The 23,925-nt window shown below is 50.8% G+C and carries 26 protein-coding genes; 19 read left to right on the top strand and 7 right to left on the bottom strand.

Going from position 1 to position 23,925, the window contains the following annotated elements; translation table 11 throughout:
• Positions 1-17: 17 nt before the first annotated feature.
• Positions 18-569, bottom strand: coding sequence for a dihydrofolate reductase family protein (locus NSQ73_RS19570; RefSeq protein ID WP_340987786.1), 552 nt, complete (start codon positions 567-569; stop codon positions 18-20).
• 223 nt (positions 570-792) lie between these two features.
• Between NSQ73_RS19570 and NSQ73_RS19565 the strand changes: the two genes are divergently transcribed.
• The 9 genes from NSQ73_RS19565 (at position 793) to rhaM (ending at position 8,122) form a co-directional block, all read left to right on the top strand.
• Positions 793-1,101 carry a PadR family transcriptional regulator gene (locus NSQ73_RS19565; protein WP_340989328.1) on the top strand — a complete coding sequence of 103 codons (309 nt, stop codon included), beginning with the start codon at positions 793-795 and terminating at the stop codon, positions 1,099-1,101.
• Positions 1,098-1,445: a DUF1048 domain-containing protein gene (locus NSQ73_RS19560; RefSeq protein WP_171718051.1), complete on the top strand. Its 348-nt coding sequence runs from the start codon at positions 1,098-1,100 to the stop codon at positions 1,443-1,445. The genes NSQ73_RS19565 and NSQ73_RS19560 overlap by 4 nt, the downstream gene beginning before the upstream one ends.
• Positions 1,446-1,457: 12 nt before the next feature.
• The gene (locus NSQ73_RS19555; protein WP_340987784.1) at positions 1,458-1,799 is read left to right on the top strand and encodes a DUF1048 domain-containing protein; all 342 of its coding nucleotides are present in this window, start codon (positions 1,458-1,460) and stop codon (positions 1,797-1,799) included.
• A 24-nt stretch (positions 1,800-1,823) separates the two neighbouring features.
• The gene (locus NSQ73_RS19550; protein ID WP_340987782.1) at positions 1,824-2,582 is read left to right on the top strand and encodes an ABC transporter ATP-binding protein; all 759 of its coding nucleotides are present in this window, start codon (positions 1,824-1,826) and stop codon (positions 2,580-2,582) included.
• A gap of 1 nt (position 2,583) precedes the next feature.
• Complete coding sequence (locus NSQ73_RS19545; RefSeq protein WP_340987781.1) at positions 2,584-3,354, top strand: ABC transporter permease; 771 nt, start codon at positions 2,584-2,586, stop codon at positions 3,352-3,354.
• A 621-nt stretch (positions 3,355-3,975) separates the two neighbouring features.
• Positions 3,976-5,202, top strand: coding sequence for an MFS transporter (locus tag NSQ73_RS19540; RefSeq protein ID WP_076246771.1), 1,227 nt, complete (start codon positions 3,976-3,978; stop codon positions 5,200-5,202).
• A gap of 1 nt (position 5,203) precedes the next feature.
• Positions 5,204-6,508, top strand: a complete 1,305-nt coding sequence (locus NSQ73_RS19535; protein ID WP_340987780.1) for an alkaline phosphatase family protein — start codon at positions 5,204-5,206, stop codon at positions 6,506-6,508.
• Between the two features lie 86 nt (positions 6,509-6,594).
• Positions 6,595-7,683: a rhamnogalacturonan acetylesterase gene (locus NSQ73_RS19530; RefSeq protein ID WP_340987778.1), complete on the top strand. Its 1,089-nt coding sequence runs from the start codon at positions 6,595-6,597 to the stop codon at positions 7,681-7,683.
• Positions 7,684-7,807: 124 nt separating this feature from the next.
• Complete coding sequence (gene rhaM, locus NSQ73_RS19525; RefSeq protein ID WP_039308886.1) at positions 7,808-8,122, top strand: L-rhamnose mutarotase; 315 nt, start codon at positions 7,808-7,810, stop codon at positions 8,120-8,122.
• A gap of 101 nt (positions 8,123-8,223) precedes the next feature.
• On the opposite strand, the gene NSQ73_RS19520 is transcribed toward rhaM, so the two are convergent.
• The gene (locus NSQ73_RS19520) at positions 8,224-8,892 is read right to left on the bottom strand and encodes an O-methyltransferase (RefSeq protein ID WP_340987776.1); all 669 of its coding nucleotides are present in this window, start codon (positions 8,890-8,892) and stop codon (positions 8,224-8,226) included.
• 126 nt (positions 8,893-9,018) lie between these two features.
• Here NSQ73_RS19520 and NSQ73_RS19515 point away from each other — a divergent pair, with 126 nt between their 5' ends.
• The 5 genes from NSQ73_RS19515 to NSQ73_RS19495 all read left to right on the top strand — a co-directional run bounded on the left by NSQ73_RS19515 (position 9,019) and on the right by NSQ73_RS19495 (position 12,432).
• Positions 9,019-9,900 (top strand): LysR family transcriptional regulator, encoded by an 882-nt coding sequence (locus NSQ73_RS19515; protein WP_340987774.1) that lies wholly within the window; start codon positions 9,019-9,021, stop codon positions 9,898-9,900.
• Positions 9,901-10,008: 108 nt separating this feature from the next.
• Positions 10,009-10,497: a DUF2975 domain-containing protein gene (locus NSQ73_RS19510; RefSeq protein WP_039308893.1), complete on the top strand. Its 489-nt coding sequence runs from the start codon at positions 10,009-10,011 to the stop codon at positions 10,495-10,497.
• 10 nt (positions 10,498-10,507) lie between these two features.
• Entirely contained in the window at positions 10,508-10,723 is a 216-nt protein-coding gene (locus NSQ73_RS19505; RefSeq protein ID WP_042135991.1) for a helix-turn-helix domain-containing protein, read from the top strand.
• A gap of 30 nt (positions 10,724-10,753) precedes the next feature.
• Positions 10,754-11,518 (top strand): DUF817 domain-containing protein, encoded by a 765-nt coding sequence (locus NSQ73_RS19500; protein WP_340987772.1) that lies wholly within the window; start codon positions 10,754-10,756, stop codon positions 11,516-11,518.
• A 92-nt stretch (positions 11,519-11,610) separates the two neighbouring features.
• Entirely contained in the window at positions 11,611-12,432 is an 822-nt protein-coding gene (locus NSQ73_RS19495) for a methyl-accepting chemotaxis protein (protein WP_042135993.1), read from the top strand.
• A 59-nt stretch (positions 12,433-12,491) separates the two neighbouring features.
• On the opposite strand, the gene NSQ73_RS19490 is transcribed toward NSQ73_RS19495, so the two are convergent.
• Entirely contained in the window at positions 12,492-12,986 is a 495-nt protein-coding gene (locus NSQ73_RS19490; protein WP_340987771.1) for a MarR family winged helix-turn-helix transcriptional regulator, read from the bottom strand.
• A gap of 128 nt (positions 12,987-13,114) precedes the next feature.
• The gene (locus NSQ73_RS19485; protein ID WP_340987770.1) at positions 13,115-14,242 is read right to left on the bottom strand and encodes a saccharopine dehydrogenase family protein; all 1,128 of its coding nucleotides are present in this window, start codon (positions 14,240-14,242) and stop codon (positions 13,115-13,117) included.
• Positions 14,243-14,370: 128 nt separating this feature from the next.
• Between NSQ73_RS19485 and NSQ73_RS19480 the strand changes: the two genes are divergently transcribed.
• Positions 14,371-15,432 (top strand): helix-turn-helix transcriptional regulator, encoded by a 1,062-nt coding sequence (locus NSQ73_RS19480; protein WP_340987769.1) that lies wholly within the window; start codon positions 14,371-14,373, stop codon positions 15,430-15,432.
• A 547-nt stretch (positions 15,433-15,979) separates the two neighbouring features.
• Here NSQ73_RS19480 and NSQ73_RS19475 read toward each other — a convergent pair.
• Positions 15,980-16,522 carry an NADPH-dependent FMN reductase gene (locus tag NSQ73_RS19475; protein WP_039308902.1) on the bottom strand — a complete coding sequence of 181 codons (543 nt, stop codon included), beginning with the start codon at positions 16,520-16,522 and terminating at the stop codon, positions 15,980-15,982.
• 445 nt (positions 16,523-16,967) lie between these two features.
• Here NSQ73_RS19475 and NSQ73_RS19470 point away from each other — a divergent pair, with 445 nt between their 5' ends.
• From NSQ73_RS19470 to NSQ73_RS19460, 3 genes are all read left to right on the top strand, one after another.
• Positions 16,968-18,014, top strand: a complete 1,047-nt coding sequence (locus NSQ73_RS19470; RefSeq protein ID WP_340987766.1) for an aromatic ring-hydroxylating dioxygenase subunit alpha — start codon at positions 16,968-16,970, stop codon at positions 18,012-18,014.
• A 303-nt stretch (positions 18,015-18,317) separates the two neighbouring features.
• Positions 18,318-19,322, top strand: a complete 1,005-nt coding sequence (locus NSQ73_RS19465) for a phosphotransferase enzyme family protein (protein WP_340987765.1) — start codon at positions 18,318-18,320, stop codon at positions 19,320-19,322.
• 239 nt (positions 19,323-19,561) lie between these two features.
• Complete coding sequence (locus NSQ73_RS19460) at positions 19,562-21,436, top strand: LTA synthase family protein (protein WP_340987763.1); 1,875 nt, start codon at positions 19,562-19,564, stop codon at positions 21,434-21,436.
• A 67-nt stretch (positions 21,437-21,503) separates the two neighbouring features.
• Here NSQ73_RS19460 and NSQ73_RS19455 read toward each other — a convergent pair whose 3' ends face one another.
• Positions 21,504-22,109: a histidine phosphatase family protein gene (locus tag NSQ73_RS19455; protein ID WP_340987762.1), complete on the bottom strand. Its 606-nt coding sequence runs from the start codon at positions 22,107-22,109 to the stop codon at positions 21,504-21,506.
• A 179-nt stretch (positions 22,110-22,288) separates the two neighbouring features.
• On the bottom strand, positions 22,289-23,254 hold the full coding sequence (locus tag NSQ73_RS19450; RefSeq protein ID WP_340987761.1) for a quinone oxidoreductase family protein: 966 nt from the start codon (positions 23,252-23,254) through the stop codon (positions 22,289-22,291).
• A gap of 139 nt (positions 23,255-23,393) precedes the next feature.
• Here NSQ73_RS19450 and NSQ73_RS19445 point away from each other — a divergent pair, with 139 nt between their 5' ends.
• Positions 23,394-23,873, top strand: coding sequence for a MarR family winged helix-turn-helix transcriptional regulator (locus NSQ73_RS19445; RefSeq protein WP_340987760.1), 480 nt, complete (start codon positions 23,394-23,396; stop codon positions 23,871-23,873).
• Positions 23,874-23,925 lie beyond the last annotated feature (52 nt).

Raw genomic sequence — 23,925 nt, 5'->3', positions numbered from 1 at the left:
GGTGATCAGTCAGGCGGTTAACGGACGGGCGTATAGCGGAGCACCACGACGCCGGAGCCGAAGGTTGTGGTCCCGCTCAGCTTCAGATCCAGCCGGTCACGGATTCCCCCCAATAACTTAGGACCGTGTCCGGCAACGATTGGCTGTACCAGGAAGTGATATTCATCCACCAAGTCTAGCCCTGCCAAAGTGGAGCCCAGGCCGGGACCGCCGTTAACGATCAGGCTCTTTCCTTCTGCCGTAAGCTGCTGCACTTCCTCTGATACGGTCCCCGTTAGCAAAAAAGAGTTCTCCCACGACAAGTGATCCAGCGTCCGCGAGAAGACATACTTGGGTTTCCGGTCGAGCTTATGTGCAAAGTCGACCATAAATTGGGGTCCTTCACCGCTAATAGCAATGGCTGGCCAAGCGCCTTCCATCAGCTGGTAGATTTTACGTCCCATAAGCAGGCCATCGGCCTGGTTCATCAAATCCAACGTATACTGGTGGAGCTCCTCATCCGCTATCACCTGCGTGTGGTCACAGCAACCGTCCAGTGTCACATTCATCTGCAGAATTACACGTCCCATATGCAGCCTCCTTATGTTACATTTTAGCCCACTAAATACAGCTTTAGTTTAACGGACGAGGGGGGATTAAACAAATCCGCCCTTTAGCATAATTATCAGATTAATCAGATTAACAGCTATTGACAATCTGCTACTATGTGTTACTATGTAGTGGTAGTAAGTAATACTGAATACCAGTCATACAGAGTAGTGAGGAGGAATTGTGCTGGATAATCTGACAGAAATGCTCAAGGGCGTACTTGAGGGCTGTGTCCTTGAAATTATAAGCCGCAACGAAACCTACGGTTACGAAATCACAAGGCAGCTGAATGCCCTCGGCTTCACAGATGTTGTAGAGGGAACGGTGTACACCATCCTGATCCGGCTTGAGAAAAGCCAGCTGGTTGATACCACTAAGAAACCTTCCGATATGGGGCCGCCGCGAAAATTCTTTGCGCTGAATGATGCGGGGCGTGAGGAGCTGCAGAAGTTTTGGGGGAAATGGGAGTTTGTATCATCCAAAATGAACGAGCTAAAGGAGAGAAAACAATGAATTTTTGGGAAAAGATCACCGGCAGAGATATGACCAAAGAATTTCAGGCTTTTGAGCTGCGGGTAAAAAAGCTCCCGGCTGATTATCAGGCGGCCTGGGAGAAAATTAAAGCCGAGCTTTGGCCGCACTCTGATTTCACCGGCCGTAACCTCATGCCCATTCTTGACGGTGTGCTTGGCCTGCTGGAAGAAACGGCGGCGGACGGCCAGAATGCCCGGGAGGTATTAGGTGACGATATCCGGGGCTTCTGTTCAGCGCTGGCGGGTGAAGAAGGGGCGAAGTCTTACCGCGACAAGTGGCGCCAGCAGCTTAACGATAATATTGCCCGAAAATTAGGGAAGTAGGAGGAGGATACAATGAAAATACGGGATATGATCGAGGGGAAAAAAGAGTGGCGGGCGCATGTTGCGCGTGTCAAAGCACTGCCGCAGGATTACCAGATTGTATATAAAGAGCTGCAAAAATATCTGTTTAAGGTCGGTCCTGTAGAGCTGACGGAGGGGAATGGCTTGCTCTCGGGGATTGTCGATCTTTTTGAGGAGGGCTCTGCACTGGGGAAAGGGGTGCTCGAAGTGACGGGCAATGACGTAGCGGCCTTCTGCGACGACCTCATCAAAGATTCCAAAACCTACGCTGACCTCTATCAGGAATCTGTGGACCAGGAAGTAGCCAAGGCCATGAAAAAGGCAACGGACTAAACAAAGTGAACGGGGGAAGCAGAAATGGGCAATGCCATTGAAGTGAAAGGTCTGCGAAAGTCCTTCAATAATATAGAAGTTCTGAAGGGCGTCAACTTTGAGGTGCGGAGCGGCGAAATTTACGCTCTGCTCGGTTCCAACGGTGCGGGGAAGACAACGATTGTCAGAACCCTCACTACCTTGCTGAAACAGGACGGGGGAAGTGCCACCGTAAACGGCTTTGATGTCGCATCGAAGCCAGATCATGTACGCCAGTCGATCAGCCTGACCGGACAGTTTGCTGCCGTGGATGAGATATTGACCGGGCGGGAGAATCTGATCATGATCGCCAGGCTCCGGCACCTGAATCATCCGCTTCAGATAGCAGACGATCTATTGAAGCGGTTCGGCCTGACTGAAGCCGGGAGCCGCAGAGTATCAACCTATTCTGGCGGGATGCGCCGGAGGCTCGACATCGCCATGAGCCTTGTGGGGGAACCGCAGCTTGTCTTCCTCGACGAGCCGACCACCGGTCTTGATCCCGAAGGCCGGGGCGAAGTCTGGAAGACAGTCAAAGAGCTTGCCGCTAAAGGCACGACCATATTTCTGACCACACAGTATTTGGAGGAGGCCGAACAGCTGGCCGATCAAATCGCCATTCTGCATGAGGGCAGGATCATTGCGAGCGGCACACTCACGGAGCTGAAGAAGCTGTTTCCGCCTGACAAGGTGGAGTATGTGGAGAAACAACCCACATTAGAAGAGATATTCCTCGCCATCACCGGTAAAAGGGAGGGAAAGTAAAATGGAAATGACAGCGAGACACTTCTTCAGTGATATGAGCGTTATGCTTGGACGTTCCATGCGCCATATTATCCGCAGCCTGGATACCATCATCACAGTCACCATCACTCCGATCGCCATGCTGCTGCTGTTCGTTTATGTGTTCGGCGGGGCCATTCAGACCGGCACGGACAACTATGTGAATTACCTGCTGCCCGGCATCCTGCTGATTGCAATTGCCAGCGGCATCTCCTATACGGCCTACCGGCTGTTCATGGATATGCAGAGCGGCATCTTCGAACGGTTCCACTCGATGCCGATTGCGCGCTCGGCGGCGCTCTGGGGGCATGTGCTGACCTCACTCGTGTCCAATGCGATTTCGGTTGCCGTCATCATTCTAGTAGCGCTCCTTATGGGCTTCCGCTCTCCGGCTGGCGTATTGGCATGGCTTGCCGTGGCCGGTATACTCGCACTGTTCACGCTGGCCCTGACTTGGATCGCGGCGATTGCCGGACTGTCCGCCAAATCGGTGGACGGCGCAGGCGCCTTTTCCTACCCGCTAATCTTCCTTCCCTTCATCAGCTCCGCATTTGTGCCTACTGAAACTATGCCGCGGGCTGTCCGCGCCTTTGCCGAGAACCAGCCGGTGACCTCCATAGTGGAGACTATCCGCGCCCTGCTGGCGGGGCAGCCTGCCGGACATGACATTTGGACTGCACTTGCCTGGTGCCTGGGGATACTGATTGCCGCATATCTGTTTGCGATGCGCATATACAAACGGAAAGCGGCGTGAACGGCTGCCCGGTTTCTGATATCAAAAGCATGGCGCCTTCCCGGACCTTCCGGGACAGGTGCCATTTTTATGTGCGGCCTAGGTATTGTCCCTGCGTTTTAATTGCTGGTGTTCTTTGACGCCTTAGCTGCGGTTTTACCGGTTCATCGGCTTTCTGTGGCTGATTTCTGATGACTTGTCATGAAATCCTGCACATAATACAACATTTCCCTTCTGATATCGCCCCAAATCCGGAATTGTTGTATGAAATGCAGGATTTTACCTTTTTCAAGCGGCTTAGCCGAATTATTCTTGTATTTTATACAACAATCCTCCCGGAAACCTAACTATCAATGATCCAAAGTTGTAAAACGTACAACATTTATCTCTACAGTGTTTACTGAAAAGTCTCCATCCTGCTGCAGCGCCCTCTGCCCGTATATTCCGTGAATCTAGTGAGCTTAATCTATATTTTTCACCCTATCCATTGGTAATTCAGGTTATAATGACCATGTATATTGCAGGATATTGGGAAGGCTATAGCCACTAAGCCAGAGATTCTGTGATTTTACATCCCATTAACATGCTTCATATGTTCGCGTGATATAACTGAAACAATCGGTTATTGGAGGAGAAGATTAGATGAAGCTGAGTAAAGAGGAGAAATCATGGATTCTGTATGACTGCGGTAATTCTGCCTACTCGATGGCGGTGACTACGGCGCTTTTGCCCATTATCTTCGGCATGTTCACAACTGTGGGCAGCAGTATGGATTTGGGCTATTTCAATTCCATTGCCAGTATCCTGGTGGCGGTGCTCAGTCCGATCCTGGGGACGATTGCTGATTACAAGGACAGGAAGAAGCGCTTCTTTATCTTCTTCGCTGCGGTAGGCGTGCTTGCTACGGCTTCCCTGGCCTTCGTGTCACCGGATAGCGGACAATGGCAGCTGCTGATTGCTTTTTACATTCTGTCAGCGGTCGGGTTTGCCGGGGCTAATATCTTCTATGATTCCTTCCTGGTTGATATTACAGATGATGAGCGGATGGATAAGGTATCGACGAGAGGATTTGCCTTCGGTTACATCTTCAGCTGTATTCCGTTCGGAATCAGTCTGCTGCTGATCTTCATGATGGGGATGGATAAGGCCATCGGCTATCAGATTGGATTCATCATTACTGCACTATGGTGGGGGCTGCTCACTGTGCCTATGATCAGAGATGTGAAGCAGCGCTACTATATTGAGCCTGAACCTAATCCGGTTGCAAACAGCTTCAAAAGAATGGCGAACACCTTCATGAATATCCGCCGGCACAAAATTGTATTTGTGTTCCTGATTGCTTATTTCTTCTATATCGACGGGGTAGATACCATTATTAAAATGGTGGTGCCGTATGCGACTTCGGTGCTGGGCGGGGATTCGCTGGACACTTTCACCCTGCTGGGCATTCTGCTCATCATCCAGATCATTGCCTTTCCGTGTGCGATTCTCTACGGTAATCTGGCCAAAACCCACTCTGCCCGCAAGCTGATTATCTTCGGGATTTTCACTTATATCATTTCCTGTATTGCGGCTTTCTTCATCACCTCAGTGTGGCATATCTTTATTCTCGGCGCGCTCATCGGTTCGGCCCAGGGCGGCATCCAGGCGCTCAGCCGGTCGTATTTCGCCAAAATCATTCCGAAGGAGAATTCCAATGAATTCTTCGGCTTCTATAATATCTTCGGCAAGTTCGCGGCAATTCTCGGCCCGGCACTGATGTCACTGACTACGACGTTAACGGGCGAGGCCCGCTTTAGCATTTTATCCATAATTCCGCTGTTTCTGATCGGATTCTTCATCTTCATCACTCTGCCTAAGGGGAACTGACATGGAACCGACAACGCCTCGCGCGCCATTAGCTAAACATCTGATCGTCATTTCCTACGATGCCTTCTCGGAGGACAACTGGGAACTGGCCAGCCGGCTGCCCAATTTATCCAGACTGATTAAGCAAGGTGCCCACAGCAACCGCTTGCGGAGCGTATATCCCACACTCACCTATGTAGTTCATACCACCATCGCTACCGGTGTTCATCCGGACAAGCACGGTATTCACCACAACAATCCGCTGCAGCCGTTCGTGAAGGAGGAGGATCAGCGCTGGTTCTGGTTCCGTGAGGCGGTCAAGGTACCGACAATTTATGATGCTGCACGTAAGGCAGGGCTCAGTACCGCCGGACTCCTCTGGCCGGTTTCGGGCAAGTCCTCGATCCGGTATAATATTCCGGAAATCAGGGCGCTGAAAGGTGAGAATCAGGCACTTAAGGTGCTGAGAAGCGGCAGTCCCGCCTACTGCATCCGGATGGAGCTGAAATACGGCCGGATCAGGCAAGGGATTACCCAGCCTTACCTGGATGACTTTACAACGAAGTGTGCGATAGACACGATTAAGCGCAACAAGCCTAATCTGCTCATGATGCATCTGATTGACCTGGATGATGCCAAACATCTGTATGGGACAGACAGCGATGAGGTGAAAGAAGTCATCCTGCGCATGGATAACCGGCTGGGTGAGATCCTGCAGGCCGTGGAAGATGCCGGGATCCGGCAGGATACGGTAATTATGGTGCTCGGAGACCACGGCCAGTTCAATGTGCGCTACAAAGTGCATTTGAACAAGCTTTTGCAGGCAAAGGGTCTGATCTACGAAGAGGGCGGCGTAATGATATGGCGGGCATACTTCCAGTGCGGCGGAGGTTCAGCGTACCTGCATGTCCGGCCGGGAGACGAAGAAGCAGAGCGGCTCGCGCTCACGGCTATTGACGAATATATGCAGAATGACATGGCAGGGGTTGAAAGCGTATACTACAGAGAGACATTAGACCGTCTTCATGCAAGCCATTCCACAAGAGTGATGCTTGAAGCGCGGCGCGGCTATTCCTTTGATGAGAGTCTGGAGGAGCAGCTGGTTGTCGATTTGCAGGCACATGGAATTCGTTATGCTACGCATGGTTATTCTCCTGACAAAAGCGGCTACCGGTGCAATTTTGTCGTCTCAGGCGGTACGATTAAACATGACTATTCCATCGGCGACATCGAAATGGTCGATATTGCGCCAACGCTGGGAAGAATTCTGGGGATCGATTTCGGGCATGGCGACGGGAGAGTGCTGGAGGAGATTGTCCGGGAATAAAAAAGTGCAAAACCGGCAAAAGAGTCCGATTGTCTTCTATATCCGGATGAATTAGTGTAGACGGTAAAAGAAAGGTGGATGCCCGTATGATATTTAACTATTCGTTTGTACCCGCATTGGATAGCCTGTATGACATGGAACAGGGTTATGGCTTTGCCGCTGCGCCGGCAGGCTCGAAGAATGAGGAGCTCAAGGATTCATGGCCCGGAGATTATTTCTCTCCTGCGGTGCCGACACTGCTGATGGATGTGCCGAATGGCAATTACACCGTAACGCTGGAGATCGGTTCGCCGGACACCTCCGCCGTTACTACCGTAAGAGAAGGACTCGGCCGGATCCGGCTGCTTGAGCTGAAGACCGGGCCCGGTGAGATCACCACCCGCATCTTTGCTGTGCATGTCGAGGATGGTGTGCTCAAGCTGGCTTTCGGCGGTGCTGCACCAAGTGTGCGGCAGGTGACGGTTAACCGGGTAAGCTCCATCCCTACTCTATTTCTTGCCGGAGATTCTACCGTAACGGATCAGGCCTCGGGGCAATTTCCTTATACAGGCTGGGGCCAAATGATTGGATTGTACCTGGATGAAGACATTGCTGTGGCGAATCATGCACGTTCCGGCAGAAGCGCCAGAACCTTTATTGAGGAGAGCCGTCTGCTGCGGATAGCCAAAAGACTGCGCAAGGGCGACTTCCTGCTTGTCCAATTTGCCCACAACGATGAGAAAGAAACAGAAGAAGGTGCGGGTCCGTTCACAACCTATCAGCATTACCTGAAGCAATATATTGATCTTGCGCGCTCAGCCGGTGCGTATCCTGTGCTTGTAGCCCCCATGCACCGGCGCTTCTTCGAGGAGGATGGGGCTATCCGGAATACCCACGGGGATTATATTGAAGCTATGAGGCAGCTGGCCGTCCGGGAAGCTGTACCCTTTGTGGATCTCGCTTCACTCAGCAAAGTATATTTTGAGGAGCTTGGTGAGGCTCGTTCCAAGCAAGTATTTCTGTGGGCGGAACCGGGCCAATATGCTAACCTTCCTGAGGGAGCAGAGGATAACACGCATTTCTCGGAAGCCGGGGCCATAGAAATGGCCAGACTGGTAGCGAAGGGGCTACAGCAGACAGAGGCGGACAAGCTCAAGCAGCATCTGATCAGCAATATAGGGGGCTCCTTAATTTAAGCCAGATATTCGAGTTTATTTGTGTTTATTTATATTCAATAAAGTTCACTTGTGCTTTATAATGTTCAATATAATAGTTCACTTAAGTTTTAACTACACCCCTATATGTCTGGAGAGCTGAACAGTGATTAGAAAAGCGAGTGTTATGCATGTTTATCCCGATGCTTATGAGGAGTACAAACGCCGTCATGATGAGCTTTGGCCGGAGATGGCTGAAGAGCTGAAGAACCATGGCGCACATAATTATTCTATTTTTCTGGATGAAGAAACGGGCAGCCTGTTTGCTTACGTAGAGATTGAAGACGAAGAGCGGTGGGATCAGATGTCGCAGACGGAGATTTGCCGGAAGTGGTGGGTGTATATGGAGCCGCTGATGGAGACTAACCCTGATCACAGCCCGGTGTCCAAGAATTTGAAAGATGTATTCTACTTAAAATAACCGATAGCCAAGAGTGCCCTGTGATATTGCGGGGCACTTTTGTATTGTATAGCTTGCAAAGGGGTCATGAAGTGCACCGCCGTTCGATCCGGGGAAGACATTCAAATAACAATGCCAAGCACGAAGCCGTCGTACCCCTTGCTGCCTACCGTCTGCAGTGCAGTGGCCTCGATTCGCGGCTCGGCGGAGAGCAGATCCATAAACTGACGTACACCTTGTACGCGGTCATCTGTACTATGCGCTTGAATGACTTCACCATCACGCACTACGTTATCGGCCACAATTACCGCTCCCGTCCGGGCCAGCTTCAATGCCCATTTCAGATAATGGGGATTGTTCGGTTTATCGGCGTCAATGAAGATGAAGTCAAACGGGCCGTGCCCCCGGGCTTCAAGTGTCGCCAGCGTCTCAAGTGCCGGCCCCTCAATCACCTCCGTTTTATCCGCTAACCCTGCCATTCTCAGATTATCCTCAGCGACGACTACGTGGTCATGCTCGAATTCGAGCGAAACCAGTCTTCCTCCTTCCGGCAACGCCCTGGCCAGCCAAATGGTGCTGTAGCCGCCCAGCGTGCCGATCTCCAGAATATTAACGGCGCCTTTCATTTTAGCCAGAAGATACAGCAGCTTCCCCTGGTTCGGAGCAACATCAATCGCCGGTAATCCTGCACCTTCATTAGCATCCAGAACGGCGTCCAGCACCGGATCTGCCGCCAGCAGCTTGTCATTGAAATACGCGTCAACCTTACTCCATTTGTTCTGTTCTTTCATGTGAATCCCTCCGTTTGGTTAAGTGTTGTATTGGATCTGTTTTAAATATAAGGTAAAATAATTCATAAAACTAATATATGTTTTTGTGGTTTACATATAATTTGATTATGAATTGAGGCGATCTGCATGAACCTTCATGCACTAAGGCTATTTTATTATGTTGCCGAGACGGGCAGCGTCACGAAGGCGGCTGCAAGGCTCAATATCAGCCAACCGGCGGTTACCAGTCAAATCAAGAAGTTCGAGAAGGATCTGGGACTGTCTTTGTTTAACCCCAGCGGCCGCGGAATTTCACTTACTTCCTTTGGAACAGAACTGGCGAAGCAGGCGGGGAATCTCTTCACCTATGAGGAACAAATGGATCAATTTGTAGAAGACTACCGCCAGGGCAAAAAAGGGAAGCTGCGTATCGCCGCTACTTATCTGCCGGCTAATTTCCTGGTTCCCGGCTGGGCTGCCAGATTCAAAGCGGGACATCCCGGGATTGAGATCGAGATTACAACAACGAACTCCCAGCAGGCCTTTGAGCAATTGCAGCGGCATGAAGCAGACGTTGCCTTCTATGGGGGCGGAGCCAAGGAGAAACCGGAGGATGTCGAATGGCTGGAGCTTTTCGAGGATGAGCTGTGGTTCGTGGTAGCCCCTTCCCATCCCTATGCAGACCGTACGGTTTCACTGTCGGAGATGATGCGGGAGCCGTTCATTATGCGGGAGGAGGGCAGCTCAACAAGAGAGCGCCTTGTCTCGTTATGTACGACTTATGGCCTGAAGCCGCCAGAGGTCGCACTGCAATTCAGCGGACTGGGTGAAGCCATCCGTTCGGTAATCGCGGGGTATGGTGCAAACTTCATCTCCTCTCTCGCCGTGCGCGAATATGTGGAGTGGAAGCAGCTCTCCCGTGTGCATGTGGAGGGGATTCACCTAAGCAACCATATTGCTGTCTGCACGCGTAAGAATGAATCCCTGCCTGCCGCGCTGCAGCAGTTTATTGATATCTGCCGCCAATGATTAACGGATAAACAATAATTAAATATCATCTTTCGATCTAAATATATTGATAAACGATAAATTATATGGTAAATTAAACTCACAATTCTGAAGTGAGGTGCTTTTACAATGAAACGCAAACCAGGGTCGACCACTTTTTTGAAGGCAGTGATTGTGCTGTTTGGATTGGCTGCACTTGCTCTATGTGTATTTGTAGTGCCGGAGATCGCGGGGTTTGCAGCAGAGCTGTATCCGGATATGGCTTACATACAGGCTCTCGTGATGATCGATCTGTACGGGGCGGCACTGCCTTTTTACATCGCACTCTATCAGGCCTTTAAGCTGTTAGGCTACATCGACCAGAACAAGGCATTCTCGGATACCTCTGTACAGGTGCTGAAGAATATCAAGAACTGTGCAGTCGCCATCAGCGGTATGTTTGTTATAGGCATGCCCCTGTTCTATCTGATGGCGGAGAGGGATGATGCCCCGGGGATTATCGTCATCGGAATGATCATTATCCTGGCTTCCATGGTGATCGCTGTATTCGCTGCAGTGCTCCAGAAGCTGTTGAACGAAGCTATTGAACTAAAATCTGAAAATGATTTGACAGTCTGAGGTGATGACCATGGGGATTATAATCAATATTGACGTGATGCTGGCGAAACGGAAAATGAGTGTAACTGAGCTTACGGAGAAGGTGGGCATAACGATGGCTAACCTGTCTATACTCAAGAACGGCAAGGCGAAGGCGATCCGGTTCTCAACGCTCGAGGCGATCTGCAAGGCATTGGATTGTCAGCCGGGAGATATATTAGAATACACTCCGGAAGCTACAGAATAAAAGGGAGCGGGGAACGAGGAGAGGACGATATTGAAATCATTGGTACGGCTGCTGCATTTCGGCTATCATCACGCGATGAGCTGCATTTTTCCCGTTGCGATCTTTGGAACCCTGATACTTACCAGTAAAGTAGAAGTGCCCTTCATCCACCGGTATGATGCCATTCTGCTGATCCTGCTGACCGTGCAGTACCTTATGTACCGCAGCGGGCTGGAGACCCTCGATGAGATCAAGGTAATCTGCGTATTTCATGTGATTGGTCTGGTGCTGGAGATTTATAAAATAAGAATGGGCTCATGGGCATACCCTGATCCGGGATACACGAAGCTGCTCGGGGTACCGCTGTACAGCGGGTTTATGTATGCCAGCGTGGCAAGCTATATGTGCCAGATCTGGCGCAGGCTGAAGATGGACATGACCGGCTGGCCGGGGCTGGCCTCTGCGGGATTTCTGGGCGGAGCGATCTACCTGAACTTTTTCACGCACCACTTCATTCCGGATTTCCGCTGGTGGCTGACGGCGCTCGTGGTAATTGTTTTTTGGAGGACATGGATCATCTACCGGGTGCAGGAGCGGACGTACCGGATGCCGCTGACGCTGGCTTTTTTCATTGTAGGCTTCTTCATCTGGATCGCTGAGAATATCGCTACCTTCTTGGGTGCCTGGAAATATCCCGACCAGCACGAAGCCTGGCATCTGGTGGGCTTCAGCAAGATCAGCTCATGGTTTCTGCTAATTATCATCAGCGTCATTATTGTGGCTCAGCTTAAGCATGTTAAGGCAGGGCGTTCATAATTCAGGACGTTCATAATTCATAATCAGCACTCTTCACTAATCGGCTAAATGTGTCGATAATAATTCTAAACATTCACATTTAGGAGATGCTTATGGATAACTTGGCAGCATTGGTCGCAGCAGCACCTTTCTTCAAACAGATTCACGCACAGGATATTATGATCGGCATTACGGACCGGGAAATATTCCATTATTATGCACCCAGTAAAGTGCTGGATTTCGGCTTAACCAAAGGAAGTCCAGTTTCGCCGGATGATCCGTCCCTCGGCAATGCCCTGGCCGGACGCGCCACGACAAACCGTCTGTCACCTGAGCTGTATGGAGCAACTGTAATTTCTTCGGCAGTCCCGATTTACGGTACGGAGGGTGAAGTGATCGGGGCTTTCGCAATTGCCTATACGCTGGAAAATGAAGATAAAATGGAACAGCTGACGGAAAGCATTAATCAGATCAGCGGCCAGCTTGTGGATATGGTTCAGAATGTGGCGGCCCAGTCTCAGGAGCTGTCGGCGACAACCGCGCAGATTCTGGACAATTCCCGCAAGACGGTGGAAGAGTCCAAGCAGGTGAATAAGGTTGCCGGATTCATCCGGGAGATCTCCGAGCAGACGAATCTGCTGGGCCTGAATGCGGCGATTGAGGCTGCGCGGGTCGGAGAGCAGGGGGCAGGCTTCGGTGTGGTGGCGACAGAGGTCCGCAAGCTGTCGGTACATACGAAGGAAGCTACGAAGTCGATTGAGGATTCTCTTAGCACGGTACAGCGCTCGATCCGGGAGATGGAACAGGAGATTGAGGCAATCGCCAAGTCTTCCTCGGCGCAGGCTGAGCTGGTTACCCAGTTCAGCGATGTCATTGAGAAGCTGAATGAGACCAGCGGTGAGATGGCCAGATTCATTTCATCCGTAATCCAATAAAATAGCATAAACAAGGCGGCCGTTAGGTTAACGGCCGCCTTGTTGTATTCAGGAAGGCGTCAGGAATTAGAACTGCCCGGAGGATTGGCATTCAGGTGATCGATCCGCTGCTCCAGCACTGCGCCAGCTTTGCCCAGAAACTGAGTAATCAGCAGGAGCTCTTCTTCCGTATATGAAGCAGCCAAGGCAATCATAGCCGAATGAAGTGTGGAATAAGTCTCTATGACATCCGCTTTATGCTCATACAGCGGAACGATAATCACCTTGCGGCGGTCACCCGGGTCATTTTCTCTGCGGACATAGCCGGTTTTCTCCAGCCGGTCGATTAATGCGGTGACGCTGCCGGTAGTCAGTCCGGTTAGCTTCGACAGTTCTCCGGCGGTAATCGGACCTTTTTCACGCAGGATATCTACGGATATGAAGTCATTATTGTATAGTCCGAGGGCGGAGGCCACATTCTGCTGGTATTGTACCGTCCGGGTTCCCAGTCCGCGCATGAGCAGGGTGAATTGTTCCTGGAGCTCTGTCGGCTGAACGGGTTCTTGGCTGGACATGAGTAGTCCTCCTTAGGGAGAGATAGATAGCTTGGACGCGCCAGAATTGCATATTTAAGATGTTTGGCGGACGGGTTAATGATTCATTTTATTGTAGCGAATCGCTTCATTATTTGCAAAAAGAGAATCTATCGGACAGTACTCCGCGTCCAGAAAGTGACGCCGTTCAGAGGGTAGGACATACTTACGCCGGTTCTGGCCTTCCCTGCGGATACCAGTGACAGACGGTTCCCGTCCGGCTGAAGTGTGAATAACTGCTCAATATGATAGACACCTGGCGGAGGTGCAGATTCGTAGAGGTTAAGGATTACACCAGCGGCAGTTATTGCAGTAAAGTCTGCTTCATGTACACCCTCTATTCCATATTCAATCTGCATGGGCTTGCCGTTCTTCAGCCCATAGGCATCCACTTTAACTGCGAAGCGTGCCGAGCCGAACCTGAATTTGCCGAAAGCCCGGACAGCGATGTTACGGCAGGTTCTGTTCCGCAGCAGTGCGGGCAGACCTAATCTGCGCAGCACAGCAACAGCGGAGGTAGAGATGCGGGAATCGAAGCAGAGCCGGGTGGAAACAGATGGAACGCCTAAAGTTACAGGCAGAGTCTGCTGATCAGAGAAGGGAAACCGGTAGGCTGTCCGGGTCCGCAGATCAAAGCCGAAATCGGTGGGCTTGCTCCCGGTGAAGCTTGAAGCCTTGCGCGCTTTGCCGTGTTCAGTAATCTCAAAGGCTGCCCCCAGGTTGTCCACGGTCCACTCCAGAGCGGCTTGTCCATGGCTGTCTCCAAGCCCGAGCATTATGGAGATGTCAATGGACTCGGTATGCTCCAGTTCCTGCATGGCCCGTGCCGCGAGCAGGTTGGTCAGCCCTGGAGCCAGGCCGACACTCAGCAGGGCTGCAGCCTGGAGGCCATTCTTCACCGGGTCCAGCTTCTGCAGCTTGCTGAGGAACTCGCCGCTCGCCGAGACATCTACATAATGCGTGCCGCTCTGTAAGCAGGCTTCTGCCAGCCGGGTATCCTGCTGGTCCAGGCACATCACAACCAGCTTCACCCGTTCAAGCAGCCTCTGGTCCAGCGGCTCCTCTGCTGCCAGACGTAGCGGCTTCACATAACCGCCGGTACTCCGGGAGAATTCTTCGGCACGTTTCAGGTTTCTTCCCGCCGCATAGACCTTCCCGGGATGCTTCCCGCCAAGAAGCCGGCAAATCTGTGACCCGACATGACCATAACCGCCGATGACTATAATATCTGTTTTCATTGTATCTTCTCCGTCCTTGAATATTGAATGTAAGCTTACCTGCGATATAATAGGAATTATGTTTCATTATCCGGATTTCAAGGATGGGAGACCATCCCACATATGTGGGATTTAGAGAGGACACCAAGATGAACGAGGCGATGAAAAGCATCCTGCAGCTGGACCCGGCCCGGGGCGGGAGAGCTATGAATTCACAGCAATACAGGGAAGCGGTTATTGCTAAACTCCGTTCTATTATTCCGTTTGCCGCTGCCTGCTGCACGACAGTAGATCCGCATACGCTTCTAACCACCGGAGCGGTAACAGAGCAGGGGCTTGCAGCAGTGCACTCTGTATTGTTCGAATATGAATATCTGCATGAGGATTATATGAAGTATGAGCACTTGGCCAAGGCGGAGCTTCCGGTAGCGTGCTTAAGCGGAGTTACCGGCGGAAGCCTTGAGAAGAGTGAGCGTTACCGCAAAGTACTGCAGCCCGCCGGATTCGGAGATGAGCTGCGCGCAGCGCTCATGGCAGGCGGGGTCTGCTGGGGCTTCCTGACTCTGTTCCGTCCGCTGGATAGCCATCCGTTTCAAGCGCAGGAATGTGCCGGGATCGCTTCTGTTGCTCCGCTGATTGCTGCCGGGCTGCGCAGTTACGCCACATCGCAGCCCGGCAAGGATTCGGACAGCGGGGCACCGGAAGATAACGGAATTATGATGCTGAATGAGCGGCTGGTTCCGCTGAGTGCGAATGCAGCGGCGAATTATTGGCTGGAGCAGATGCGGCAGTTCGAACGTCTGGATACGGGAGTATTGCCGGGTCCGGTCCGGGCCGTGTGCTTACGGGTTGTAGCGGAGGAGAGAGCTTCCGGTGCTGTCCCTTCAAGCGCTAAAATATGCCTTCAAACCGGGGATGGGACTTATCTGACCGTTACGGCCAGCAGGCTGGACGGTCCGGAAGGCATGCTGGCCGTTTCTTTTGTAAATGCCAGATCCTCCGATGTATTCCGCCTGCTGGCCGATGCCTTTACCTTAACCTCACGCGAGAAACAGCTTGCAGAGATGCTGCTGCTGGGGTTATCCACCAAGGAACTGGCGGAGTCGCTCCATATCTCTGCTTATACCGTTCAGGATCACCTGAAATCAATCTTTGCCAAAGCAGGCGTGTCCAGCCGCCGGGAGCTGATCAGCAGGCTGCTGTCACGATAAGAAGAGCGGGGGCCCTGATGAATCATCTTAAAAATAGGATTAGACTTGTGCGTATGGATGGAGGTATCGGCTGAACCTATAATTTCGGACCGGATACAAAATTGTTGTATAAAATACAACATTTTCCTCATGATTTCGGCTCAAATCCAATAATGTTGTACAAAATGCAGCAATTCTCCTCCACCATGCGGTTTAGCGGGCCAATTGTTGTATTTCATACAACAATCGGCCTGAACACCCGGGTATATACCAATACAGGTGCAAAACGTGCAACATTTATTTCTACAAAGCTTTTTATGTCTACAAAGCATTAATGTTTACAAAACTTGTCTACAAGCTTACCAAGTAGTCTCCATTCTACCGGCGCCATTCCCACAGTACTTGGAGCAACAGTCTGTTCGCGCAGCATTCTCACATAGTTCCACTATCAATCTATCAATCAATCCATCCATCTCAATGTAAAAAGGGGTCTCAATAGCCATTTCTGGCGGTTGAGACCCCTTTATTCCTTTATTAATGATAATGATGCGTTGCCATTACCCTTTATTTACTGACGCAAAGTCTTCAAGGCGCCGCTCCAGGCCAGAACCTGATCGAGCATGGCGTTAACGTTGGCGATATGCAGATCGGCCGGTTTGAAGACGGAGCCGTTCTCGAAGTCAGTGAACAATGAGAGCAGAGGGTGTACGCGAACATCCGCTACGGACAGCTCGCCGAGAATTCCGCGTAAATGCTCAGCAGCGCGGACGCCTCCGGCTGAACCATAGCTTACGATACCGGCTGCCTTGTTGTTCCATTCTTCACGGGCGGAGTCCAGGGCATTCTTGAGTGCTCCGGTAAGACTGTGGTTATATTCCTGTACGATAAATACGAAGCCGTCCAGTGTTGCCAGCTTGGCTGCCCACGCTTGGGCTTCCGCATAGCTGTCGGTTTCACCGAGAAGCGGCAGTTTGAAGTCGGCAATATCCACGATTTCGTAATTGGCATCTCCGCGTGCATCTGCAATACCTTTCACCCATTCGCCTACCTGCGGGCTAACGCGGCCTTGGCGGGTACTTCCCAGAATAATTCCGATGTTTAATGTTGTCATTGTAATTCCTCCTCGAATGTGTTGTAAGTTTTTTGAAGTATCTCTTATATTTTTATTATAGCTTATAACTTAAATAAAGCAAGTTATTTTTAGAAACTATTATTAGGCGAATCTTACTAGACAGATATACTTGAAAAGACAGATATACTTGAAAGCACCCGGTCACCAGTGTGCAAAGCGGTACCATTCACAATGCTGTATGTATTGCAGCTTACAGTTACCTTTTACGGAGGATAGCCTGAATATACATCTATTAAGGTTTTGCCCTCATTATGTCATGATGCATAACATTGACAGGTGTATTTTAGTTGAAATTACAAAAGGAATGGATTTGTAATTGATTTTAGTAGCGAAATCAGTTTAAAATATACACAACAAGTTAGTTATTCTAACATATAATTAAATCATCTTATGCATTCATAGCGAATTGAGAGGTGGAGCGGTCATGATAGAGGAAAAGAAACGGCAGGAACAACTGGAGCTCCCGCGTGATTGCACCTTCTCGCCAGAAGACTGGCGCATACTGGCCCAGTATTGGTACCCGGTGGCGGCCGCAGATGAGGTTCAGGATAAACCTGTTCCGGTGAAGCTGCTGGATATGAAGCTGGTATTGTACCGCAGCGAAGGCAAGGTGGTCATTGCCCGGGACCTCTGCTTCCACCGTGGAGCGCCCTTAAGCAAGGGCTGGGTTGAGAACGGTGAGATTGTCTGCCCTTATCACGGTTTCCGGTATAACTGTGAAGGAAAGTGTACGGCGGTGCCGGCGCATCCAAGCAGCAAGATCTCACCCAAATTGAAATTGATTGTCTATCCCGCCGTGGAGCGTTATGGCCTGATCTGGACCTGCCTTGGTGGCGCGCCGGAGCAAATCCCATCTTTTCCGGCCTGGGATGATCCCGACTACATTAATATTCTAATTCCGAGCTTTGATATTGCCGGTTCCTCCGGGCGGCAGATGGAAGGCTTCCTGGATGTATCGCATTTCGCTTACGTGCATACGGCAACCTTCGGTGACCGCAACAATACAGAGGTCCCCCAGTATAAGGTATGGCGTGAAGGGGATACGGAGCTGGTAGCGGAGTATTGGAGCACGGTCAGCAACTACGGCAAAGGTCAGGAGAACCCTGCACCCGAAGGGTTCATGTGGCTGCGTGAGTTCCGTGTCTTTGCCCCGTTCGCCGCTTCGCTGACTGTCTATTTCCCGGATGAGGGCAGGCTGAAGATTCTGAACTGTGCATCCCCGGTATCCGCCCGCTATACCCGGCTGTTCTGCCCGATCTCCCGTAACTTTGACAAGAGCGCCCCTGTAGAGGATACGATCAAGTTCAATCTGCAGGTGTTCCAGGAGGACGCGGAGATGGTGGAGTCGCAGACTCCGGAGGATCTGCCGCTCGATCTGCAGGCGGAAGCCCATATCCCGGCAGACCGGACATCGATTGCCTACAGACAGCTGCTGACCAGCCTGGGACTGGGCAAGAATTATACGTCTTAACCGCAGGTGTAATTCCTTCATAAGATTGTTTGTAAGTGTATACTTTCGCAAAATAAGAAAGCAGCCCTACGGTCAGCGAATGACCGGGGCTGCTTTTGTTTGTGTCTAGAATGAAATAAATGGCAGTAAAGTTTGAATATATAAAAACTATCCATGGAGCTTGAGTGGTTGCTATAGGTAAAATATGGTGGTTGGGATTCCATACAGGAAATCGCCGCGCAAAATAGATTTGGAGGAGATATTATAAACTATATTGAGGTTGCCCAAAAAAGTACTGCACACTTACTTCCCCTGGTATCAGAATTGTACGGGTTATACGGCTACGAGTTAGGGCAGATTGAGGCGCATGAGGGAGGGCGTAATATTGTATACACCTGTGAAAAAGCAGGCGCCAGCCCCAAAATACTCAGGTTCGCTTTCCTGCCTGACCGGAGCCGCGACGATTTCCTGGGTGAACTGGAGTATGTCCGCTACCTGTATGAGCATGGAGGCAGCGTCGCGGATGTGATCAGCTCCCGGAACGGGAATCTGCTGGAAGAGATTACTCACGATAATCACAGGTATTTTGTCAGCCTGTTCACTAAGGCCGCAGGAAAAATGCTGGTGGAGCATCATTACCGGTACAGGGAAGGTGTGCCCATTACCGAATATTATTATAACTGCGGTAAAGTACTGGGGAAACTGCATCAGTTATCCAAAGAGTACACGCCGGTCCATCGCCGGTATAGCTTTTTTGACAAATACAATCCCGCATATCTGGATGAGCTGATTCCTGAATCCCTGGCCTTGCTTAAGGGGAAGCTGATTGAGCTGCTTAGCGCCCTGCGAGAAGTGGAAGCGAACGGGGAGACTTTCGGAATGCTTCATTTCGATTACAATGACGGGAATTATTCAATAGATTATGATACCGGACAAATTACCGTATACGATTTCGACAATTGCTGTTTCGGCTGGTATATGTTTGAGCTGGCAGCTCTCTGGACACATGGAGTGGGCTGGATACAATTTGAACCCGATCCCGGTAAACGTAAGGAATTCATGGCTGATTACTTTGCAACCGTTCTCGCAGGGTACAGGTCAGAGACCCGGATTGAACCAGCGGTGCTGGATCAGCTGCCTTTATTCATCCAAGTTACCCTGATGGAAAGTGTTGTGGATGCCTTCGAGGTCATGCGGAATAACGGCGGGGAACCGGAATGTGGCGGGCGGCTGTCTTTTCTCATTAAATGCCTGGAAGACGATATTCTATATAACGGATTTTTCGATGAGATTTACTCGTGCGACGATCCGTTCGAGTATGAAGGATGAAACAGATGCCGTCCCCCGGAGGACGGCATTGCCGTTTTTACCCGTCTAATTAAAATAGGTTGATAACCTACGTAATTTGTGCTTTAATTCAGTAGTACAATTTATGCCTACAACAAATGTGAGGAAGTGACCAATCGTTAGTCCTTCTATGGCAACAGCTGGAGCAAAGACCTCTTGTTATGCATATTATTGAAACGTGATGTAATTCTTTCTGAAATACAAGGAGCTAGAGACCACTTATGAAAAAATCATTTGATATCCGCAACAAGCCTATATTGCTGTTCACTTTTCTCTTGCTGCTCAAGAGTGGGGTGGCGTGGTATGTTGTTTTTAATGACGGGCCTAACTGGGGCACCATGTTTACGGAAATTCCATTTTTCCTCATTGTATTCAGTCTCATCGAGTGGCTGGCACGCAAGCGGAAGATTCTCTATTATATGGTGGCCAATCTGTTTATAACGGTCATTTATTTCGCTGTGCTGATGTACTACAAGTATTATGGCGTCATTGCGACATATCATGCGCTGCAGCAGGCCGACAAAGTTACGAAGGTTGGGGAGAGCACCTATTCCCTCATCACTCCTTATTATCTGTTTATCTTCGTGGACGTCGTGTTCTTCCTGTTCCTGATGTTCCGGCCGAAATATATTTCGCGCTGGAAAGAAAGAGGTACCGTGCGGATGAGCCGGCCGGTGCTGACAGTGATCACTGCTGTCTCCATCGGACTCTGTATCTTCAATATCTGGCCGAACCATGCGAGCATGAATGAGATCAAGAAAGCCGAGAGTATGGGCATCCTCAACTACGAGGTATATACCCTGTTCGCCGATACTACGGAGAAGGAAGAAATCATCGACAGCAAAGAGATTACGCAGACAGCTGTGAATGAATTGAAAGGCATTACCGTGCCAGAGTCCCCGCAGTATTTTGCTGCCGACCAAGGCAAGAATCTGATCGTGGTACAGATGGAATCCTTCCAGAACTTCCTGATCGGGCTGACCATTGACGGACAGGAAGTTACGCCGAACATTAACAAGCTGGTGAAAGACAATACCTATTTTAATAACTTTTATACGGATGCGGGTCAAGGTACAACCTCGGACGCGGAGTTCGTGGTGAATACTTCTTTTTATGTGCCCAAGAATGAACCGGCGACTTCTTCCAATTATATGAACAAAACGCTGCCGAGCCTGCCGGGTCTGCTGAAATCAAACGGCTATCATACGTATACCTTCCATACCAACAGCGTGGATTTCTGGAACCGCAAAGAGCTCTACAAAGCCATCGGATTCGACAAGTATTATGATCAGAGCTTCTATGGCGACGATGACCATATTGCTTTTGGTTCTTCAGACGAAGTGCTGTTCGCCAAAACCGTTCCCGAGCTGACCGCTCTGGATGCGAAGGAAGAGCCGTTCTATGCCATGGTCATCTCCATGAGTGCTCATCATCCTTTCCGTCTGCCGGAGGATAAGCTTATGATGACTCTGCCTGAGCAGTATCAGGGGACTTTACTTGGCGACTATATCCAGGCCCAGAATTATGCGGATTACGCGATGGGGCAGTTCCTGGATGAACTTAAGGCCAGCGGAGTGTGGGACGACAGCCTGATTGTATTTTACGGGGATCACCAGGGCGTACCGCTCTATGCGCTTGGCGATAACGAGAAGGATTGGCTGAAAGAGCTGATCGGGTATGAGTACGGTTATACCGACATGTTCAATATCCCGTTCATTGTACACTCTCCGTCGGGAATACTGCCTGCCGAGATCGGTCATACCGGAGGACAGATTGATATTCTGCCGACTGTAGCCAATCTGCTGGGCGTCTCCGTGCAGAATCAGCTTCACTTCGGGGAGGATCTGCTGAATCAGGAGACCAATCTGTTACCGGTCCGGCATTTCCTGCCGACGGGCTCTTTTATCAACAATTCAAGTATTTATGTAACCGGAGAAGCCTACGCGGACGGAACCAACTTCAGTCAGAAGGATAATTCGGTGCTTGCTGGCGGATCGACTGAGGCGCAGTTCAATAACGTGCAGCGGCTGCTGAATATGTCTAACAGTTACCTTGAACAGCTGCCGGACCGTCCGGACGTTCAGTCAGAAGAATAGGTTTAAATTTTACAAAAAAGGCAGACCCAAAAGCCGTAATGGCTGGCGGGTCTGCCTTTTTTGTAAGCTACACAGTATAATTCTCCAGCGAAACGATCCATTTGCCGTCCTGAATCTCGATGGTGTGCAAGCCGGTATAGGAAGCCGGGAATTTACTGCCGCGGTTGTTCCAGTCTAATTCTTTTATAATATGATAGATGATATTAATGACTCCGCCGTGAGTAACAATCATGAGGTTACCTTCCGGATGGCGGTTGGCTTGGTCTTCGCATAAGCGGCCGAACGCTTCCTTGATACGTGTGAAGAACTCCAGCGGGCTTTCGCCGCCGGGATAGCGCTCGTCCATCCGTAAACCGGAGAAATACAAACCCGGAAACCGTTCATTTACGATTTCGTTCGGCATGCCGGCGATCACGCCATTATTCATTTCCCTCCAGTCCATACTGCGCTCGAGCGGCAATCCGAGCTCTCTTGCCAGCTCACCAGCCGTATCCAGAGCCCGCTGCAGATCGCTGCTGACAATACGCTTTATGTTAAATGAAGACTGGTTATCTTGAAGATAGCGGCCGAGCTTCTCGGATTGTCGGTAACCTTGCGTGATTAGTCCCCGCTGGCTCCATCCGCCACGGAATCCTTCATCATCTTTGCCGTGTCTTACCAAATATATCGCCAATTTTCCTTCGGCCTCCTGTTCTGTAGAGAGTAAGCATGCTTCCTTATGCGGGATGCCCTGCTAAGTTTATCACTCGCTTTCCAGATTTATCAAGAGGAGAAGTTACAACCGGGATAACAAAGCTTGACGAAAATTCGGACACGGGCCTGCTGCTTAGGCGGTTCGGGTCAAGGAATTAATTAATTCTCCGGTACGAACACTACCCGCTGCTGACTGCCTGCCGGAGTATTCCACACTTCTTCAATCCTGGACAGCGGAAAAGCAATTGGGTTCGCAGTAAGCTTGCCTCCAGCAATCGCATCGATTAGCGCTGGGAATTCGGCCAAGTATCCGGCTGGAGTCACGGACCCTTGACCGCTGCCGATGATCTGGAAGTTGGCCGAGCGGAGTGCGGCAGAAGGGATAGCGGCATCTGCTCCGGCAACGGAACCAATCTGGATCCAGGTCAGCAGCCGGCTGCGGTCAGCCCGGCGGGTAAGCAGCGGAATCATAGCCAGCCCGGCAGGCTCGCCCCACAGATAGTCGAGAACGATATCCACTTCTGAAGCAGCCTCGCCGAGGCGCCGGGCAGCTGCTTGCGGATCACCCGCAAGCGAGACCGTTACATCCGCGCCGAGCGGCGTAAGCGAACGGAGACGCTCCGGGTCCCGCCCGGCAGCGATAATCTGACTGGCCCCCATATGCTTGGCGATCTGGACCGCCATCTGTCCGGAATTGCCGGTTGCCCCCAGAATGAGAACCTTGAACCCTGGCTGCGCCTGAACCCGGCGGCGCAGGGTCACCCAGGCTGACATGGCCGGATTCATAGCGGCAGCGATGTGCACGGGATCGGCATGAGCCGGAATTGGTACACTGCGCCGCAGGTCAATTACAGTTTTGTCGGCAAAAGATCCTATAGCAGTATCTGTTGTAACGAAATAGACTAACTGACCGTCCGGCAGCCTGCCTACCCCGTCAACACCAGGAATCAGCGGTAATTCATCTGTACTGGTGTAGTGAGAGCCATTGGCTTGTGCCCGTACCCGGAGATGCAACCCGGCTGCAAGCACATCAACCAGAGCTTCATGTTCTCCCGAGGGTACCGGAGTATCGTGAATTTCATATTTCGGACCTGAATCGAAGGATCGTACAACAGCAGCATACATAATATTGGCCTCCATTTGCCCCATGGGCGGGTTTTTGTTTGTGACGCAAACTAATAAGTTTGTAATACAAACAATATAGTTTGTTTCACGTACAAAGTCAACGGCGATTATGATACAATATGGACAGCAGGTTAGATAAATGATGAATCTCGGAGGGGCGTATATGAGCAGTTACGATAATTCTTTTGATAAACTGGATGATCTGTCGATTGTGGACAGTCTGGTGCAGCTATCCTTCCTGATCCAGAACATTCTCGCCAGAATAGGGGCGGAGCATGATCTCTCGATCATTCAGATCCGTCTGCTGGGTATCCTGCGGGACCGGGAACCGGGTATGCTGCAGCTGGCCAAGCATCTGGGACTCGATAAATCCAGCATTACCGGACTGGTGGACCGGGCCCAGCGCCGCGGACTGGTGGAGCGGACCGTGTCACCGGCCGACAAGCGGGGATTCAACGTGAGGGCAACTGCGGCAGGGTGGCAGATCATTCATGAAGTCGGGGAGCAGATTGAGCGTCAGATTACGGAGGTAACCGCAGGTCTTACTGAAGCGGAACGTGCACAGACCATTGCTCTTGCCAGCAAGATTCTAGTTACTGCCCCTGGGGCAAGTCGCTGAACTGAAAGAAGGCCATCCGCAAAGGATGGCCTTAGAAATTTCAAAGGATAGC

Origin of the sequence: Paenibacillus sp. FSL R10-2736 (genome assembly GCF_038000245.1) — a bacterium.
GTDB classification, from domain to species: Bacteria; Bacillota; Bacilli; order Paenibacillales; family Paenibacillaceae; genus Paenibacillus_AQ; species Paenibacillus_AQ phytohabitans.
The sequence above is the reverse complement of the archived record's forward strand: the minus strand, read 5'-3'. Positions and strand labels throughout refer to the sequence as shown.

Coding starts and splice junctions, on each gene's coding strand:
- NSQ73_RS19445 (WP_340987760.1), top strand. CDS start 23,394: ATGATGAATCTCGGAGGGGCGTATATGAGCAGTTACGATAATTCTTTT.
- NSQ73_RS19460 (WP_340987763.1), top strand. CDS start 19,562: ATGAAAAAATCATTTGATATCCGCAACAAGCCTATATTGCTGTTCACT.
- NSQ73_RS19505 (WP_042135991.1), top strand. CDS start 10,508: ATGGGGATTATAATCAATATTGACGTGATGCTGGCGAAACGGAAAATG.
- NSQ73_RS19560 (WP_171718051.1), top strand. CDS start 1,098: ATGAATTTTTGGGAAAAGATCACCGGCAGAGATATGACCAAAGAATTT.
- NSQ73_RS19565 (WP_340989328.1), top strand. CDS start 793: ATGCTCAAGGGCGTACTTGAGGGCTGTGTCCTTGAAATTATAAGCCGC.
- NSQ73_RS19510 (WP_039308893.1), top strand. CDS start 10,009: ATGAAACGCAAACCAGGGTCGACCACTTTTTTGAAGGCAGTGATTGTG.
- NSQ73_RS19475 (WP_039308902.1), bottom strand. CDS start 16,522: ATGACAACATTAAACATCGGAATTATTCTGGGAAGTACCCGCCAAGGC.
- NSQ73_RS19535 (WP_340987780.1), top strand. CDS start 5,204: ATGGAACCGACAACGCCTCGCGCGCCATTAGCTAAACATCTGATCGTC.
- NSQ73_RS19540 (WP_076246771.1), top strand. CDS start 3,976: ATGAAGCTGAGTAAAGAGGAGAAATCATGGATTCTGTATGACTGCGGT.
- NSQ73_RS19555 (WP_340987784.1), top strand. CDS start 1,458: ATGAAAATACGGGATATGATCGAGGGGAAAAAAGAGTGGCGGGCGCAT.
- NSQ73_RS19470 (WP_340987766.1), top strand. CDS start 16,968: ATGATAGAGGAAAAGAAACGGCAGGAACAACTGGAGCTCCCGCGTGAT.
- NSQ73_RS19550 (WP_340987782.1), top strand. CDS start 1,824: ATGGGCAATGCCATTGAAGTGAAAGGTCTGCGAAAGTCCTTCAATAAT.
- NSQ73_RS19485 (WP_340987770.1), bottom strand. CDS start 14,242: ATGAAAACAGATATTATAGTCATCGGCGGTTATGGTCATGTCGGGTCA.
- NSQ73_RS19490 (WP_340987771.1), bottom strand. CDS start 12,986: ATGTCCAGCCAAGAACCCGTTCAGCCGACAGAGCTCCAGGAACAATTC.
- NSQ73_RS19530 (WP_340987778.1), top strand. CDS start 6,595: ATGATATTTAACTATTCGTTTGTACCCGCATTGGATAGCCTGTATGAC.
- NSQ73_RS19495 (WP_042135993.1), top strand. CDS start 11,611: ATGGATAACTTGGCAGCATTGGTCGCAGCAGCACCTTTCTTCAAACAG.
- NSQ73_RS19520 (WP_340987776.1), bottom strand. CDS start 8,892: ATGAAAGAACAGAACAAATGGAGTAAGGTTGACGCGTATTTCAATGAC.
- NSQ73_RS19570 (WP_340987786.1), bottom strand. CDS start 569: ATGGGACGTGTAATTCTGCAGATGAATGTGACACTGGACGGTTGCTGT.
- NSQ73_RS19545 (WP_340987781.1), top strand. CDS start 2,584: ATGGAAATGACAGCGAGACACTTCTTCAGTGATATGAGCGTTATGCTT.
- NSQ73_RS19450 (WP_340987761.1), bottom strand. CDS start 23,254: ATGTATGCTGCTGTTGTACGATCCTTCGATTCAGGTCCGAAATATGAA.
- NSQ73_RS19480 (WP_340987769.1), top strand. CDS start 14,371: ATGAACGAGGCGATGAAAAGCATCCTGCAGCTGGACCCGGCCCGGGGC.
- NSQ73_RS19515 (WP_340987774.1), top strand. CDS start 9,019: ATGAACCTTCATGCACTAAGGCTATTTTATTATGTTGCCGAGACGGGC.